Source organism: Sanguibacter sp. Z41_6, assembly GCF_059621145.1.
Window position 1 is genome coordinate 481,865 of record NZ_JCAQIF010000001.1, and the last position, 15,289, is coordinate 497,153.

Annotated in this window: 16 protein-coding genes; 8 read left to right on the forward strand and 8 right to left on the reverse strand. The window is 71.7% G+C overall.

Translation table 11 applies throughout. The features are described 5' to 3' along the window. The first annotated feature begins 34 nt into the window (after positions 1-34). From AC54T1_RS02295 to AC54T1_RS02310, 4 genes are read left to right on the forward strand one after another with little or no spacing between them, the layout of a single operon-like run. The gene (locus AC54T1_RS02295; RefSeq protein WP_496910891.1) at positions 35-193 is read left to right on the forward strand and encodes a hypothetical protein; all 159 of its coding nucleotides are present in this window, start codon (positions 35-37) and stop codon (positions 191-193) included. Beyond that, positions 190-2,460, forward strand: a complete 2,271-nt coding sequence (locus AC54T1_RS02300) for a heavy metal translocating P-type ATPase (RefSeq protein WP_496910892.1) — start codon at positions 190-192, stop codon at positions 2,458-2,460. Before AC54T1_RS02295 ends, AC54T1_RS02300 begins: the two co-directional genes overlap by 4 nt. A gap of 14 nt (positions 2,461-2,474) precedes the next feature. Next, entirely contained in the window at positions 2,475-2,846 is a 372-nt protein-coding gene (locus AC54T1_RS02305; protein ID WP_496910893.1) for a metal-sensitive transcriptional regulator, read from the forward strand. 11 nt (positions 2,847-2,857) lie between these two features. Beyond that, the gene (locus AC54T1_RS02310; protein WP_496910894.1) at positions 2,858-3,325 is read left to right on the forward strand and encodes a hypothetical protein; all 468 of its coding nucleotides are present in this window, start codon (positions 2,858-2,860) and stop codon (positions 3,323-3,325) included. On the opposite strand, the gene AC54T1_RS02315 is transcribed toward AC54T1_RS02310, so the two are convergent. The 4 genes from AC54T1_RS02315 to AC54T1_RS02330 are packed head-to-tail and all read right to left on the reverse strand — an operon-like array spanning position 3,322 to position 6,531. Further along, complete coding sequence (locus AC54T1_RS02315) at positions 3,322-4,242, reverse strand: ABC transporter substrate-binding protein (protein ID WP_496910895.1); 921 nt, start codon at positions 4,240-4,242, stop codon at positions 3,322-3,324. The two genes, AC54T1_RS02310 and AC54T1_RS02315, sit on opposite strands and share 4 nt — an antisense overlap. Further along, positions 4,239-5,105 carry an ABC transporter permease gene (locus AC54T1_RS02320; RefSeq protein WP_496910896.1) on the reverse strand — a complete coding sequence of 289 codons (867 nt, stop codon included), beginning with the start codon at positions 5,103-5,105 and terminating at the stop codon, positions 4,239-4,241. The genes AC54T1_RS02315 and AC54T1_RS02320 overlap by 4 nt, the downstream gene beginning before the upstream one ends. Continuing rightward, the gene (locus AC54T1_RS02325; protein ID WP_496910897.1) at positions 5,039-5,722 is read right to left on the reverse strand and encodes an ABC transporter permease; all 684 of its coding nucleotides are present in this window, start codon (positions 5,720-5,722) and stop codon (positions 5,039-5,041) included. The genes AC54T1_RS02320 and AC54T1_RS02325 overlap by 67 nt, the downstream gene beginning before the upstream one ends. Next, complete coding sequence (locus tag AC54T1_RS02330) at positions 5,719-6,531, reverse strand: ABC transporter ATP-binding protein (RefSeq protein WP_496910898.1); 813 nt, start codon at positions 6,529-6,531, stop codon at positions 5,719-5,721. Before AC54T1_RS02330 ends, AC54T1_RS02325 begins: the two co-directional genes overlap by 4 nt. 995 nt (positions 6,532-7,526) lie before the next feature. On the opposite strand from AC54T1_RS02330, the gene AC54T1_RS02335 reads away from it, so the two are divergent. The 4 genes from AC54T1_RS02335 to AC54T1_RS02350 all read left to right on the forward strand — a co-directional run bounded on the left by AC54T1_RS02335 (position 7,527) and on the right by AC54T1_RS02350 (position 12,351). After that, complete coding sequence (locus AC54T1_RS02335; RefSeq protein WP_496910899.1) at positions 7,527-8,561, forward strand: LacI family DNA-binding transcriptional regulator; 1,035 nt, start codon at positions 7,527-7,529, stop codon at positions 8,559-8,561. A 236-nt stretch (positions 8,562-8,797) separates the two neighbouring features. Beyond that, positions 8,798-10,087: a glycoside hydrolase family 27 protein gene (locus tag AC54T1_RS02340; RefSeq protein ID WP_496911255.1), complete on the forward strand. Its 1,290-nt coding sequence runs from the start codon at positions 8,798-8,800 to the stop codon at positions 10,085-10,087. A 35-nt stretch (positions 10,088-10,122) separates the two neighbouring features. Further along, a complete protein-coding gene (arfA, locus tag AC54T1_RS02345; protein WP_484344239.1) occupies positions 10,123-11,631 on the forward strand; it encodes an arabinosylfuranosidase ArfA in 1,509 nt (502 codons plus the stop codon). 213 nt (positions 11,632-11,844) lie between these two features. Further along, positions 11,845-12,351: a hypothetical protein gene (locus AC54T1_RS02350; RefSeq protein ID WP_484343730.1), complete on the forward strand. Its 507-nt coding sequence runs from the start codon at positions 11,845-11,847 to the stop codon at positions 12,349-12,351. An 18-nt stretch (positions 12,352-12,369) separates the two neighbouring features. On the opposite strand, the gene AC54T1_RS02355 is transcribed toward AC54T1_RS02350, so the two are convergent. Genes AC54T1_RS02355 through AC54T1_RS02370 form a run of 4 tightly spaced genes read right to left on the reverse strand, consistent with a single transcriptional unit; the run spans position 12,370 to position 15,150 of the window. Continuing rightward, entirely contained in the window at positions 12,370-13,179 is an 810-nt protein-coding gene (locus tag AC54T1_RS02355; protein ID WP_484343731.1) for an ABC transporter permease, read from the reverse strand. Further along, positions 13,176-14,135 carry an ABC transporter ATP-binding protein gene (locus AC54T1_RS02360; RefSeq protein WP_484343732.1) on the reverse strand — a complete coding sequence of 320 codons (960 nt, stop codon included), beginning with the start codon at positions 14,133-14,135 and terminating at the stop codon, positions 13,176-13,178. Before AC54T1_RS02360 ends, AC54T1_RS02355 begins: the two co-directional genes overlap by 4 nt. Beyond that, positions 14,132-14,437 carry a transcriptional regulator gene (locus AC54T1_RS02365; RefSeq protein ID WP_484343733.1) on the reverse strand — a complete coding sequence of 102 codons (306 nt, stop codon included), beginning with the start codon at positions 14,435-14,437 and terminating at the stop codon, positions 14,132-14,134. Before AC54T1_RS02365 ends, AC54T1_RS02360 begins: the two co-directional genes overlap by 4 nt. After that, entirely contained in the window at positions 14,434-15,150 is a 717-nt protein-coding gene (locus tag AC54T1_RS02370) for a hypothetical protein (protein WP_484343734.1), read from the reverse strand. Before AC54T1_RS02370 ends, AC54T1_RS02365 begins: the two co-directional genes overlap by 4 nt. Positions 15,151-15,289: the final 139 nt, after the last annotated feature.

Consider the following 15,289-nt stretch of genomic DNA (forward strand, 5'->3'; position numbering starts at 1 on the left):
GAGACAGCACCATGAACCCGGAGATCCAGCCGTGATGACGACCGGCACGCGACTCGCGGCGTACGGCGCCGCCCTGCTCGTGACGTTCGGTGCCGCCTACGGGGCCGCCGACGCGCTCGTCCCCGACAGCGTCGTCACGGAGTGGACGCACGAGAGCGACACGCCGTCCGAGCACGAGACGGGCGACGAATGAGCACCACAGCCACACCGCCCGGCCTGAGGAGCATCGAGCTCGAGGTCGGCGGGATGACCTGCGCCTCCTGCGCCAACCGGATCGAGAAGAAGCTCAACAAGCTCGACGGCGTCACCGCGACGGTGAACTACGCGACGGAGAAGGCCCGCGTCACCGTCCCGGACGACTACGACCCCGCACTGCTCGTCGCCGAGGTCGAGAAGACCGGGTACACGGCCGTGCTCCCCACGCCGAAGGTGCGCCGCGACGCCGCGGAGGCCATCTCCGACGAGGACTCGTCCGACCGCGAGCTCACCTCGCTGCGCCAGCGCCTCATCGGTGCGACCGTGCTCTCGATCCCCGTCATCGCCATGTCGATGATCCCGGCGCTGCAGTTCACGTACTGGCAGTGGGCGTCCCTCGCGCTCGCCGCACCCGTCATCGTCTGGGCGGCCTGGCCCTTCCACAAGGCGGCGTGGACGAACCTCACGCACGGCGCGGCCACGATGGACACCCTCATCTCCCTCGGCACCTCGGCCGCGTTCCTCTGGTCGCTCTACGCCCTCTTCTTCGGCACCGCCGGCACCCCGGGCATGACCCACCCGTTCGAGCTGACCATCGCCCCGACGGACGGCGCAGCCAACATCTACCTCGAGGTCGGCGCCGGGGTGACGATGTTCATCCTCGCGGGACGCTACTTCGAGAAGCGGGCCAAGCGGCGGGCCGGCTCCGCCCTGCGCGCCCTCCTCGAGATGGGCGCCAAGGACGTCTCCGTGCTGCGCGGTGGCGTCGAGACGAAGATCCCCGTCGAGGACCTCGCGGTGGGCGACGAGTTCGTCCTGCGCCCGGGCGAGAAGATCGCCACGGACGGCGTCGTCGTCTCCGGCTCGTCGGCCGTCGACGCCTCGATGCTCACCGGGGAGTCGGTCCCCGTCGACGTGTCCGAGGGCGACGCCGTCACCGGCGCGACCGTCAACGTCGGCGGCCGGATCGTCGTGCGCGCCACCCGGGTCGGCTCCGACACGCAGCTCGCGCAGATGGCTCGGCTCGTCGAGGACGCGCAGACCGGCAAGGCCGAGGTGCAGCGGCTCGCGGACCGCATCTCCGGCGTGTTCGTCCCCGTCGTCATCGCGATCGCGGTCGCCACCCTCGGCGCCTGGCTGGGCGCAGGCTTCCCGGTGACCGCCGCGTTCACGGCGGCCGTCGCGGTCCTCGTCATCGCCTGCCCCTGCGCGCTCGGCCTCGCCACCCCGACGGCCCTGCTCGTCGGCACCGGCCGGGGCGCCCAGATGGGCATCCTCATCAAGGGGCCCGAGGTCCTCGAGTCGACGCGCACCGTCGACACGATCGTCCTCGACAAGACCGGCACGGTGACCACCGGGAAGATGGCCCTCGTCGACGTCGTCACCGAGCCAGGCGTCGACCGCACCGAGCTGCTGCGCCTCGCCGGATCGCTCGAGGACGCGTCCGAGCACCCCATCGCGCAGGCCATCGCCACGGCCGCCACCCGGGAGACCGGCGCACTCCTCGCCCCGGAGGGATTCACGAACATCGAGGGCAAGGGCGTCCAGGGCGTCGTCGACGGGCACGCCGTGCTCGTCGGGCGCGAGGCCCTGCTCGCCGAGTGGTCGCTCACCCTCAGCGCACCCGTCGCGTCGGCGAAGGCCCGCGCGGAGAGCGAGGGCAGGACGGTCGTCGCCGTCGCGTGGGACGGACAGGTGCGCGGCATCCTCGTCGTCGCCGACACCGTCAAGCCGACGAGCGCCGAGGCCGTGGCCGGGCTCAAGGCCCTCGGGCTCACGCCGATCCTGCTCACCGGCGACAACGAGGCGGTCGCCCGGCAGATCGCCACCGAGGTCGGCATCGACGAGGTCGTCGCCGAGGTGCTGCCCCAGGACAAGGTCGACGTCGTCACGCGCCTCCAGGCGCAGGGGCGGACCGTCGCGATGGTCGGCGACGGCGTGAACGACGCACCGGCGCTCGCACAGGCCGACCTCGGGCTGGCCATGGGGACCGGGACCGACGTCGCGATCGAAGCGTCCGACATCACCCTCGTCCGGGGCGACCTCCGCTCCGCGGTCGACGCGATCCGCCTGTCCCGCAGGACGCTCGGCACCATCAAGGCCAACCTCTTCTGGGCTTTCGCGTACAACGTCGCCGCCATCCCGGTGGCCGCGCTCGGGATGCTCAACCCCATGCTCGCCGGTGCGGCGATGGCGTTCTCCAGCGTCTTCGTCGTCGGCAACAGCCTGCGGTTGCGCGCCTTCCAGACCACCACGGACCGATGACCGGAGGACCTGCCATGGAGCACACGGAGATCGAGCACGCGGGCATCGAGCAGACGGATATCGAGCACACGGACGTGGCGCACGCGAGCAGCGACGCGCACCACCACGGGTACATCAGCGAGAAGGACGCGTACCTCAAGCGGATGCGCCGCATCGAGGGTCAGGCGCGCGGGATCTCGAAGATGATCGACGAGGAGCAGTACTGCATCGACATCCTCACGCAGATCAGCGCACTCACCAGCGCCCTGCAGGTGGTGGCCGTCGGGCTGCTCGACGACCACCTCAAGCACTGCGTGCTCGACGCCGCCCGGCAGGGTGACGACGAGGCCGCCGCCGCGAAGATCAAGGAAGCCACGGACGCGATCCGCCGGCTCGTCCGGTCCTGACGGACTGCGCGATGATCGTCGACTCGGTCCACGGGGACCCGGACACCCTGCGGCTCGCGGGCGCGGTCGCGCGCCTGTGGGAGCACCCGGCCGGCCGGGCGATCGCCGCCGCGGCGACCGCTGACTCCCCCGCGTCCGGGCGCGAGACGGGGGCCGACGGCGTCCCGATCGGCGCCGACCAGGTGCTCGGCGTCACGAGCACACCCGACGGGGCGTCCGGGGTCGTGCGGGTCGCCCACTCCGGCCTCGCTCTCGCCACCCGCGTGCTCGTCGGCTCACCCGGCTGGTTCGCCCAGGAGCGCGTCCGCCCCGACGACAGGCTGGCAGCGGCGTTCGAGGCGGCCGGGGCCACGGGCGCGACGGCGGTCCTCGCCGGATGGAACGGCGCCGTGCGCGGGCTCGTCGTGCTGCGCGACCGCCCCCGGACGGACCCAGCCGGCGGCGGCGCCGTCGTGGCGCCGCCCCGGCACGAGGACTAGACCAGGCCGTTCTCGGTGAGCCAGTCGGTCGCGATCGTCGCCGCCGGCAGCTGCTCGTCGACGCTGCGGGTGTTGAGCTCCACGAGCCCCTCGGGGGTCATCGCGGCGCTCACCTCGTCGATGATCGCTGCGGCCTCCTCGTCGACGTCGTCGCTCGCCACCGGGACGACGTTCGACGCGAGGAACAGCCCGGCGGTGTCCTCGAGGGCGACGAGCCCGCTGCGCACCAGCGACGGGTCAGCGGTGTAGATGATCGCGAGCTGGATGTCGCCGTCCTCGAGCGCCTTGACCGTGAGCGGGCCACCGCCGTCCTCGATCGGGGAGAACCCGACCTCGATGCCGTACTCGTCCTGGAGGCCCTTCGGCCCGTTCGGCCGCGTCTCCGCCTCGGAGTTCGCACCGAGCGTCAGCGGCGTCGTGACGTTCGCGAGGTCCGCGATCGTCTCCAGGTCCCACTCGTCGGCGAACTCCTGCGTGACGACGAACGCGTCCTGGTCGGACGCGGGCGACGGCTCGAGCACCCGCAGCCCCTCGGGCACGGCGTCCTCGAGAGCGGGCAGCACCTCGTCGGGCAGGCGCGCCTCGGTGTCGGGGACCCAGTACTGCAGCAGCGGGCCCGTGTACTCCGGGAACAGGTCGATGGCGCCCGACTCGATCTCGGGCAGGTACGCCTCGCGCTGGCCGATGCGGAAGTCCCGCTCGACCTCGTACCCGCCGTTCTCGAGGGCCTGGGCGTAGATCTCGGCGATGATCTCGCTCGAGTAGTAGTCCTGGGAGCCGACGACGATCGGCGAGTCACCGTCGGAGGCCCCGGCGGCCGGGCTCTCCTCGGAGAGCGGGTCGCTCGACGAGCAGCCGGCGAGCGCGATCATGGCAGCGAGCGTGACGCCGGTCAGTGCGGTGCGGGAACGCTTCATGGGGTCCGTCCTTCGGGGTGGTGCGGCACCTGTGGGGCGCGGCTCGGGTCGGGTGCGGTCGTGACGGGTGCGGTCGTGACGGGTGCGGTCGTGGTCGTGGCGAGGGCGGTGGGGTCCGGTGGGGTGGGGCGCGCCGCCCCGACGGGCGCGGCGGCCCGGGCGGCCCACCGCTGCAGGGCCGCGAGGACGACGTCGAGCAGCAGGGCGAGGGCTGCCACGAGGAGCGCCCCGGCGAGCATCTGCGGGTAGTCGCGCGCCTTGAGGCCCGCGAAGAGGTACCGGCCGAGGCCGGCGTCGGCGACGTACGCGGCGAGGGTCGCGGTGGACACGACCTGGAGCGTCGCGGCGCGGATGCCACCGACGACGACGGGGGCCGCGAGCGGCAGCTCGACCTGTCGCACGATCTGCATCTCGCTCATCCCCACGGCCCGCGCGGAGTCCACGGTCACGGGGTCGACGGACTCGATCCCGGCGTAGGCCCCGGCGAGCAGCGACGGGACGGCGAGGACGACGAGGGCGATGAGGGGCGCCTCCAGCCCGATGCCGAGGCTCAGCCCGAGGAGGGTGAGCAGGCCGAGGGTCGGCACGGCGCGCGCCGCACCCGCGGTCGCCACGACGAACCCCCGCCCCCGCCCGGTGTGGCCGACGAGCACCCCGGCGGGGATCGCGACGACCGCCGCGACGAGCACCACCGCGCCGGTGATGGCCAGGTGCTCCCCGAGCCGCGTGAGGATGCCGCCCGGACCTGTGCGGTGCGCGGGGTCGGCGAGCCAGGCCAGGGCCTCGGCGAGCAGGCTCATGCGACCGCCGCCCTGCTCCGCCGCGCCCGGCGCGACGAGCGCCCGCTCGTCGCGCGCGTCCACGGCGTGAGCGCCCGGCCGGCGAGCACGCAGAGGCCGTCGAGGACGAGCGCGAGCGCGACGGTCACGACGATCCCCGTGGTCACCTCCGCGCCGATCCCGCGCTGGAACCCGTCGGTGAACAGCGTGCCGAGGCTCGAGATCCCGACGAGCGCGCCGATGGTCGCGAGGGCGACCGTGCTCACGGTGACGACGCGCACGCCGGAGAGCAGCACCGGCGTCGCGAGCGGCAGGTCGACGCGCCAGAACAGCGCCCGGCGCGAGTGACCGAGCGCCACGGCCGCCTGGCGCACCTGCGGGTCGACGGCGCCGAACGCGTCCGCCGCGGTCCGCACGAGGAGCGCGACGCCGTAGAGGGTCAGGGCGACGATCATCGTCGCCTCCGAGCGCAGCGGCAGCCCGAAGATCACGGGGACGATGATGAGCAGCGGCAGTGCGGGGACCGCGTAGAGCAGGCTCGCGGCGCTGAGCAGGACGCTGCCGGCCCGGGGCCGCAGGAAGGCCAACCGGCCGATCGGCACGGCGACGAGGATGCTCAGGACGATCGCGGGGACGGTGAGGACGAGGTGCGCCCACGTGAGCTCGGCGATGAGGCCCCAGCTGTAGGACAGCCACGTCATGGCCGCAGCACCCCCAGCGGCCGGCCCGTGGCGTCGACGACGACGCTGCGGCCGTCGATCTGCGTGGTCGACAGCTCGCGTTCCGCGCGGTCCGCGCCGACGAAGTCCCGGACGAAGCCGTCCGCGGGGTCCGCGAGGATCTCCGCCGGGGTGCCCGCCTGCGCGACGACGCCGCCGGTGCGCAGGACGACGACCTCGTCACCGAGCCGGAACGCCTCCTCGATGTCGTGGGTGACGAGCACGATCGTCTTGCCGAGCTCTGCCTGCAAGCGGGCCATCTCGTCCTGCAGCTCGCGCCGCACGATGGGGTCCACGGCGCCGAACGGCTCGTCCATGAGCAGGATGTCCGGGTCGGTCGCCAGCGCCCGCGCGACGCCGACGCGCTGCTGCTGGCCGCCCGAGAGCTGTGCCGGGTAGCGGTCGCCGAGCGAACGGTCGAGACCGACCCGGTCGAGGAGCCCCATCGCGGCGGAACGGGCCTGGCGTCGTGGCGTGCCGTTGAGGACGGGGACGGTCGCGACGTTGTCGAGGACGGTGCGGTGCGGGAGCAGGCCACCGGCCTGCAGGACGTAGCCGATGGACCGGCGCAGGGCGACCTTGTCGAGCTCCCGCACGTCGCGGTCGTCGATGAGGACGGCACCCGCGGTCGGGTCGACCATCCGGTTGATCATCCGCAGGAGCGTCGTCTTGCCGGAGCCCGAGGACCCGACGAGCGCGACGGTGCGGTGGGAGTCGATGCGGTAGCTGAAGTCGCCGACCGCAACCGTCCCGTCGGGGTACGTCTTGCCGGCCGCCCGGAACTCGATCACGAAGGTCTCCTGCGTCGCCGGACTGTAACGAAGTCGATTCCGCCCCCGTCATGCCGAACGACTTCGGCACCCGTCCACGCTATAACGACAGGGCTTGAATCGCTGGACACGCGCTGTTTCACCGTCGCTCCAGTCGTGGCTTCCAAATCACCACCCTCAGAAGGACCGGCTTCGGCAGGCGCATACTCGCTTCGGAACTGCTGTGACAGGATGCATTCATGTCATCCACTCCCCCAGTCGCGGCGCACGGCGCATTGCCGGGCATCCACATCCATCGAAACAAGAGATGCCGCTGTGGCGAGTGATCCGTGGGCATTCGGCTGGACGGCAATCGCCGCTCTAGCCACTTCTGCTGCTGTCGTCGTAGCAGTGTGGGCATGGAGGATCGATGCCGCTCGGGCAAAGAAGAACAATGCTTCGCTAGTAAGAATTCTCGCAACAAACGAGATGACTGGAATGTCGGATCCCATTGCGGAAACGCGCGTCGACAGAGACGGCACTCGGTGGCACTACGGAGATGACGGCGAAATTCTGAGCAGACAATCGGGCATGGTGATGACGAGGGAGGACGGGCGGGAGGTCTGCGTCTTCAGCCGCCACGTCACTGAGATTCAGAACGGTTCGACCGCTATCGTCTTCGACGCCGTAGGGTCTCCGCTGATTCCGGAGGGGCAAGAAATGATGAACGCCACCAAAGGCCATCCCATATTCGCTCGGGTGATCCCTCCCGGCGCAACTTCGAAATACGATGAGGACGAGTACGCCTGGGTCGGAGGCGCTGGCCTGCGTCTTGACTTCAGGCTGGATGGGACCGAATGGATCGTGACCTCCGAGGGCGGTTTCAGAAAAGCGCGGTTCGGCCGAGCCAGAGGGTTCGCCCGTAGAGCAAAATATGGATGGAAGCGAACCCGTCGGTCGAGCCGCAGCCGCCGCGCCGCCCGACGGTCTCGTCGGGTTCGGTGAAGGAGACAGTGAGAAAGGACGGGGAACCGCTGATGCTCCCCCGGCGCCCCGGCAACGTGACGATGCGCGACGTGGCCCTCCGCGCGGGGGTCTCGACCAAGACGGTCTCGAACGTCCTCAACGGGTACGCGTACCTGCGTCCCGACACGCGCGCCCGGGTGGAGGCCGCCATCGCGGAGCTCGGCTACCAGGTGAACGTCGCGGCCCGGAACCTGCGCCAGGGGCGCACAGGGCTCATCGCCCTCGTCCTGCCGGAGCTGCGCCTGCCGTACTTCGCGGAGCTCGCCGACTCCGTCATCGTCGCGGCGGAGCGCTCCGGCCTGCGGGTGCTCGTGGAGCAGACGAACGCGCGGCGCGAGCGTGAGGTGGAGGTCCTGCGGGGCGCCCTGCGCCACGTCGTCGACGGCGTCATCCTCTCCCCGCTCGGTCTCGGCGCGCAGGACCGTGCACTGTTCGACGTCGACTTCCCGCTCGTCCTGCTCGGTGAGTCCGTGTTCGGGACGGGCGCCGACCACGTGACGATGGACAACGTCGACGGAGCGGCGGCGGCCACGACCCACCTGCTCGAGACGGGTCGGCGGCGGATCGCCGTGGTCGGCGCGCGCCCGGGCGAGGAGATGGGCTCCGGGACGCTCCGGTTGCGTGGCTACCGGAAGGCGCTCGACGCCGCGGGCGTCGCGTTCGACCCCGAGCTCGTCGTCGCGGCCTCGCCGTGGCACCGGTCGACGGGCGAGCAGGGTCTGCACCGGCTGCTCGACTCGGGGACGACGTTCGACGCGGTCTTCACCTTCAACGACGCGCTGGCCCACGGCGCGCTCCACGCCCTGCACACCCGGCGGATCTCGGTGCCGGAGCAGGTCGCGGTCGTCGGGTTCGACGACGTCGAGGAGTCTGCGTACTCCACCCCGACCCTCACGTCCGTGGCGCCGGGCCGGCAGGAGATCGCCGACGCGGCGGTCCGGCTGCTCGTCGAGCACGGTCAGCGGGCGAGCGACGCCGAGCCGCAGCTCGTCGTCGCGCCGTACACGCTCCACGTCCGGGAGTCGTCCGCCCCGGTCGACGGGTGATCCTCGACCGCTGACCAGTCCGCGGGTGGTCGTTGACCACCTCCCCGTGCGACTGTATGTTCTTCTACATCGTTGTTCTACGACGATGTACTACCGCGGCAACGATGCCGCACCCCGTGTCGACGAAGACCTGAGGAGCCGCCGTGCACGCCAGCCACGCGACGTCGACGACCACGGCAGCCCCGACCCTGTCCCTCGCACCCGCTCTCCCTGCCAGCCGCGCCGAGACCCCGCCGATGGGCTGGAACAGCTGGGACTGCTACGGCACCACCGTCACCGAGGCGGAGGTGCTCGCCAACGCCGAGGTCATGCGCGACCGCCTCCTCGCTCACGGCTGGGACACCGTCGTCGTCGACATCGCCTGGTACGACCCCACTGCGCGCTCCCACGGGTACAACACCGGCGCACCCCTCGTGCTCGACGCATACGGCCGCCAGCTCCCCGCGCCCAACCGCTTCCCCTCGTCCGCCGACGGCACCGGGTTCACCGCCCTCGCCGAGGCCGTGCACGCGATGGGCCTGAAGTTCGGCGTGCACGTCATGCGTGGCATCCCACGGATCGCCGTCGAGCAGGACCTGCCGATCCTCGGCACGCAGTGGACCGCGAGCCAGGTCGCCGACCACGAGCACGTCTGTGCGTGGAACCCCGACAACCTCGGGCTCGACCACGACCACCCAGGCGCGCAGGCGTACTACGACTCCCAGGTCGCGCAGCTCGCCGCCTGGGGCGTCGACTTCATCAAGGCCGACGACATGCAGGCGCCCTACTACGACCGCGACATCGCTGCGTACGCCCTCGCGATCGCCCGCAGCGGGCGCGACATCACCCTGTCGCTGTCCCCCGGCACGCACCTGTCCACCCACCACGAGCCGCACCTGCGCGAGCACGCCCAGATGTGGCGCATCTCCGACGACCTGTGGGACCGGTGGGAAGACGTGCACGCGCAGTTCGCCCGCCTCGCCCGCTGGGCGCCCTTCCAGCGCAGCGGGGGCTGGGCCGACGCCGACATGCTCCCGCTCGGCCGCATCGGCCTGCGGGCCGAGCGCGGCGAGCCGCGCGCGAGCCGGCTCACCCACGCCGAGCAGCAGACGCTCCTCACCCTGTGGAGCATGGCGCGGTCCCCGCTCATGATGGGCGGCGACCTCCCCACGAGCAGCGAGGAGACCCTCCAGCTGCTGGCCACCCCGGCCCTGCGGGAGGTCCTCGACACGAGCACCGACGGCCGCGAGATCGTCCGGGAGCCGGTCGAGGGCGGGGAGCTCATCGTCTGGACGGCCAGGTCCGGACAGCGACGCTACGTCGCGATCTTCTGGACGGGCGACGAGCCCCGAGCCACCCGCGTGCGGCTCACCTCCGTCGTCGGGCACGACGCCGCGCCGGGCACGTGGCTCACGACGGACCTGTGGCAGCCGGGCACGCCCGCCGATCCGCTCGACGGATCCGGCCACCTCGACGTCGACGTCCCCGCGCACGGCGTGCGCTGGTTCGCGCTCGACCCGGAACACACCGCGCCTCACCTGACCTGAATCCCGCACACCTCACCCCCCGTGGAGACATGACCATGCAGAACGCACGCGTATCGATCGACCCGAACTTCGTCGTCGCCCCCGTCAACCGCCGACTCTTCGGGTCGTTCGTCGAGCACATGGGCCGCTGCGTCTACACGGGCATCTACGAGCCCGGCCACGAGACCGCCGACGAGGACGGCTTCCGCGGCGACGTCCTCGACCTCGTCCGCGAGCTCGGTGTGACCACCGTGCGCTACCCCGGCGGCAACTTCGTGTCCGGGTACAAGTGGGAGGACGGCGTCGGACCGTTCTCGGAGCGACCCACCCGCCTCGACTACGCCTGGCGGACCATCGAGACCAACGCGTTCGGTCTCAACGAGTTCATGCGGTGGACCGCCAAGGCCGGCATCGAGCCGATGATGGCCATGAACCTCGGCACCCGCGGCATCGCCGAGGCGCTCGAGCTCCTCGAGTACTCCAACCACCCGAGCGGCACCGCCCTCTCCGACCTCCGCATCAGCCACGGCGCGGTCGAGCCCCACAACATCCGCGTGTGGTGCCTCGGCAACGAGATGGACGGCCCGTGGCAGCTCGGCCACAAGACGGCCGACGAGTACGGCCGCCTCGCCGCCGAGACCGCCCGCGCGATGCGCCAGTTCGACAACACCCTCGAGCTCGTCGCGTGCGGCAGCTCCGGTCGCGGCATGGCGACCTTCGGCGAGTGGGAGGCCACCGTCCTCGAGCACACCTACGAGCTCGTCGACTACATCTCCGCGCACGCCTACTACCAGCTGCGCGACGGGGACCACGCGAGCTTCCTCGCGTCGGCCGTCGACATGGACCGCTTCATCGAGCAGGTCGCCGTCACCGCCGACCACGTCGGGGCGCGCCTGAAGTCGGACAAGAAGATCAACATCTCGTTCGACGAGTGGAACGTCTGGTACATGGGCGAGGCGCCCACCGACAGCGCACCGAGCGACTGGCAGGTGCTCCCCCGCACGAGCGAGGACGCCTACACCGTGCTCGACGCCGTCGTCGTCGGCTCCCTGCTCATCACCCTGCTGCGCCACTCGGACCGCGTCACCGCGGCGTCCCAGGCCCAGCTCGTCAACACGATCTCCTCGATCCGCACCGAGCCGGACGGCCCGGCCTGGCGCCAGTCGATCTTCCACCCGTTCTCCCTCATGTCCCAGCACGCCAAGGGCGAGGTCCTCGACCTGCGCCTCCAGGCACCGACCATCACCACCAAGACGTACGGCGAGGTCAGCGCCCTCGACTCCGTCGCGACCTACGACGCCGAGACCGGGCAGATCTCCCTCTTCGTCGTCAACCGTGACCACGAGTCGCCCGTGAGCATCACGGCGAGCCTCGCCGGGTTCGGCGACGTCGAGCTCGCCGAGGCCCTCGTCATCGCCGACGACGACCTCATGGCCGCCAACACGCAGGACGCCCCGGACCGCGTGGTGCCGAAGGCTCACCCGTCGGCCGCGGTCGCTGACGGCACCCTCTCGGTGGAGCTGCCCCCGGCGTCGTGGAGCATGGTCCGCGTCCAGGTGCGCTGACGCAGGACGGCGGAACGCAGGGCGTCGGAAAGGCAGGGCGTCGAAAAGGCAGGGCGTCGTCGCGGCTCAGACCGCGGCGGCGCCCTGCCCTCCGCACGCTGGGGGTGGATCGGGGCCGGGGTCACCGCCCTGGACGTCGCCGAGGCGCTCGTGTGCCCCGTCGGCGTCGCACCCATCATGTACGCGCCGCGAACGGTCTGAAAGACTCCCACCATGGACGACCCGCACGACCTCTCCGTGACACCCGACCACATGCGTCGGGCGTTCGGCATGCTCACCGCGTACGTCCTGCTGCCCGAGTCCAGTCACGAGTTCTCGGAGGAGTTCGTCGAGCTCGGCCTCTCCGACCGGGTGAGCACGCTTGTCGCCGGCCGGCGGCTGTGGCACATCATCGCGGCCGACGCGGCACGCAACGGCGCCTACGACGGGTCCGTCGAGGCCGCCATCCGCGCGAGCGCACGCATGGCGGACATCGAGTTCCAGCTCCTGCCGGGCGCTCTCGCGCTCGCCCACGACCTCGACGCGACCCTCGCGAGCGCGGCCGTCACGATTCCTCTGGGCATCGTCCACCAGATCGCGACGAAGGCGACACGGTCCCTGGACGCGCTCGCATACTTCCTCCGCGCGGCGAGCATCGTCCTGCACAGTGACGCCGAGCAGCGTGAGGTGAGCGTCGACGCGCTCCTCGCGGGCATCGGCCGCGCGCTGGCCGAGGCGTAGCAGGAGGCCTCGCGCGCGTCAGCGGAACCGGCGTCCCTCGTCGCGCCGGTACGCCCAGACGGTGAGCGCCGCGAACAGCACCGTCCAGCCGAGCAGCACCGGGACCGCGAGCGGGTAGATCTCCTCGCCCGTGAGCACGCCGACGAGGATGTCCCGGCCCGCGCGCGTCGGGGTGGCCTGGGAGAGCGTCGCGAGCCAGTCGGGGAAGAACATCGGCGGCATGAACAGCCCGCCCGCGAACGCGAGGGGGAAGAGCACCACCTGCACCACCGCGAGCGCCGCCTTCGCCGTGAGGGAGTAGCCGATCCCGATGCCGAGGAGCACGAACGGCACGGACACGGCGAGGATGACGGCGGCACCGCCGAGGAGCTGGCCGGTGGTGACCGCTGCGTCGGTGAACAGCCACGCGATGAGGACGAGCGGCACGAGGGCCAGCAGGGAGAAGATCGCCCCGTTGAGCACGCGCGCCGCCATCCGCGGTGCCGGTCCGGCGGGCAGGGTCCGCACGTAGGGGTCGAACGGCAGCGCCCGGTCCTCGGAGATCCCGGCGCCGTGCGTGAAGAGGCTCGCGGAGCACACGGCGAACAGCCCGAGGGACGCCACCGCCATGGTCGCCATGACCGGGTCGCCCGCGACGGCCTCCTGCGGGACGACGAAGAAGAACATCGCGAGCGCCGGGAACACGAGGTTGCCGATGACGGCGATGGGGACGCGGACGGTCTCGAGGAACTGGTACTTCAGGTGCAGCCAGGTGAGCCGGGTGAGGGACTGCGCGCGCGGGGTCGCGCGTCCTGTGCCGGCGCTCGCGCCGGGTGACGTCGTGGTCATCGTCCTGCTCCGTCCGTGCTGGTCCTGGGCGCGAACCGCGGGGCCGGGCCCGTGGCCTCGGCGTCGACCATCTGGCCGAACGCCTCCTCGAGGGTGGCGCCGCGCACCTCGAGGCCGTGGAAGTCGATCCCGGACAGCACGAGCTGCCGGACGAGCCCGTCCGCGTCGGCGGTGAGCAGCTCGTACCGGTCGCCCTCGCGAGTGGTCTGCACGACGCCGGGCAGCGTCGTCGGCCCGTCCGACCCGGCGAGCGGTCCGGCGTCCAGCACGGCGCTGGTGTGCAGGACGACGCGCCGCAGCGCGACCTGCTCGAGGATGTGCTCCATCGAGTCGTCGGCCTTGACGACCCCGCGGTCGATGACGACGACGCGCTGCGCGAGCGCCTGCACCTCCTCGAGGTAGTGGCTCGTGAGCAGCACGGTGCCGCCCTGCGCGTGGTACTCGCGGATGGCGTCCCAGAGTGCCTGGCGCGCCGAGACGTCGAGGCCGGTCGTGGGCTCGTCGAGGAGCACGACGCTGGGGCGGCCGACGAGGGCGAGCGCGACGGCGAGGCGTCGTTTCTGCCCGCCGGACATCCCGCCGGTCTGCCGGCCGGCGAGGTCGCCGAGGCCGAACTGCTCGAGGAGCTCGCCCGTCGGGACGGGGTCGGGGTAGTGCCCGCCGATGAAGTCGACGACCTCCCGCACCTTGAGGGTGGAGGGCAGGCCGGTCTCCTGGGGCGTGAGGCCGAGGACGGTCCTGGCCGCGGCGTCGCGCGGGTCCCTGCCTGCGAGGCGCACCGTCCCGGAGTCGGGCTTGCGCTGCCCGCACACGAGGGACAGGAGGGTCGACTTCCCGGCACCGTTGGGTCCGAGGAGCCCGACGAGCTCACCCGCGCCCACCTCGAGCGAGACGTCGTCGAGCGCGACGACGTCGGAGAAGCGGCGGGTGACGCCCGCCACGGACACGATGCTCATCCTGCTGCCCCCTTGAGGAGTTCTCTCAGCGACTCGGTGTAGTCCTCGAACGCCCGCCGCCCACGGGCCGTGAGCTCGATGTACGTCGCGGGCTTGCGGCCCTCGTGCGTCTTGGTGACGGCGACGTACCCAGCGTCCTCGAGCTTGCGCAGGTGCGTCGAGAAGTTTCCCGCGGTCATGTCGAGGAGCTCCTGGAGGCGCGGGAAGGCGATGCGGTCGCCGGGAGCCAGAGCCGCGAGGGTCGCGACGACGCGCAACCGCGCCTGGGCGTGGATGACGGGGTCGAGCTCGGTCTCCGTCATGCCTGCCTCGCGGCACGCCGGCCGTGGACGTGCTCGACGACGGCACCGACGAGGAACCCGCCGCCGCCCAGGAGCGCCATGACGAGGTAGGTGTAGGGCAGGCCCGCGTAGAGCGAGACGGCCGCGACGAGGATGATCCAGATGCCGAGCGCGTACTGGCGCGGCTCCTGCCAGAACGTCCCGCCCGCCATGTAGAGGATGCCGACGATGAGGCAGGCGACGGCGTTGGACGCGAGGGCGACGACCTCGTCGCTCGCCCCGGCGGACTCGAGCCCGCCGATGATGAGGCCACCGCCCAGGAAGCCGATGAACCAGCTCCACCCGTACATCGCGCCGAGCCTGGCGGAGACGCCCTGGATGCCCGCGGTGGCCCGCATGCTGTAGACGATCGTGGCGATGACGGCGACGGTGAGGGCGCCGCCGAACACGGCGAACGCCCACGGGGCGGGGGTCGTGGCGCCACCGTCGATGGGCCGCCCTCCCGGCAGGGACCCCTCGGCCGTGAGGTACAGCGCGAGATACCCGACGAGCCACGCGCACCCCCACATCGCGAAGAAGATGCGGCCGTCAGGGTCGGTCGCGCGGACCTTCGCCGTCTGCGCCTCGATGAGGCGCAGGCTCTCGGCGGGGTCGAGCCGCTCGTCGGCGGTCGCGGGCGGCAGCACCTCGTGCCCGGGCCGGGCTGTCCGGTGGTCCTTCTCGGCGTCGTTCATCGTGCCTCCTCGTCAGAGTGCTTTGCGTTGCAAACTAGTCTGCGAGCATGCCACGGTCCTCCCACCTCCACAACCCCGGGCGCACGTGTCTGCTCCGAGGGCGGGCAGGTCGTCCGGCGGCGGGCCCGGTGGGAGGTTC

Bases quoted from the DNA above. Each gene is read 5' to 3' on its own strand.
- AC54T1_RS02355 (WP_484343731.1), bottom strand. From the start codon at position 13,179: ATGACCACGACGTCACCCGGCGCGAGCGCCGGCACAGGACGCGCGACC.
- AC54T1_RS02310 (WP_496910894.1), top strand. From the start codon at position 2,858: ATGATCGTCGACTCGGTCCACGGGGACCCGGACACCCTGCGGCTCGCG.
- AC54T1_RS02300 (WP_496910892.1), top strand. From the start codon at position 190: ATGAGCACCACAGCCACACCGCCCGGCCTGAGGAGCATCGAGCTCGAG.
- AC54T1_RS02325 (WP_496910897.1), bottom strand. From the start codon at position 5,722: ATGACGTGGCTGTCCTACAGCTGGGGCCTCATCGCCGAGCTCACGTGG.
- AC54T1_RS02365 (WP_484343733.1), bottom strand. From the start codon at position 14,437: ATGACGGAGACCGAGCTCGACCCCGTCATCCACGCCCAGGCGCGGTTG.
- AC54T1_RS02360 (WP_484343732.1), bottom strand. From the start codon at position 14,135: ATGAGCATCGTGTCCGTGGCGGGCGTCACCCGCCGCTTCTCCGACGTC.
- AC54T1_RS02335 (WP_496910899.1), top strand. From the start codon at position 7,527: ATGCTCCCCCGGCGCCCCGGCAACGTGACGATGCGCGACGTGGCCCTC.
- AC54T1_RS02350 (WP_484343730.1), top strand. From the start codon at position 11,845: ATGGACGACCCGCACGACCTCTCCGTGACACCCGACCACATGCGTCGG.
- AC54T1_RS02295 (WP_496910891.1), top strand. From the start codon at position 35: ATGACGACCGGCACGCGACTCGCGGCGTACGGCGCCGCCCTGCTCGTG.
- arfA (WP_484344239.1), top strand. From the start codon at position 10,123: ATGCAGAACGCACGCGTATCGATCGACCCGAACTTCGTCGTCGCCCCC.
- AC54T1_RS02305 (WP_496910893.1), top strand. From the start codon at position 2,475: ATGGAGCACACGGAGATCGAGCACGCGGGCATCGAGCAGACGGATATC.
- AC54T1_RS02370 (WP_484343734.1), bottom strand. From the start codon at position 15,150: ATGAACGACGCCGAGAAGGACCACCGGACAGCCCGGCCCGGGCACGAG.
- AC54T1_RS02340 (WP_496911255.1), top strand. From the start codon at position 8,798: ATGGGCTGGAACAGCTGGGACTGCTACGGCACCACCGTCACCGAGGCG.
- AC54T1_RS02315 (WP_496910895.1), bottom strand. From the start codon at position 4,242: ATGAAGCGTTCCCGCACCGCACTGACCGGCGTCACGCTCGCTGCCATG.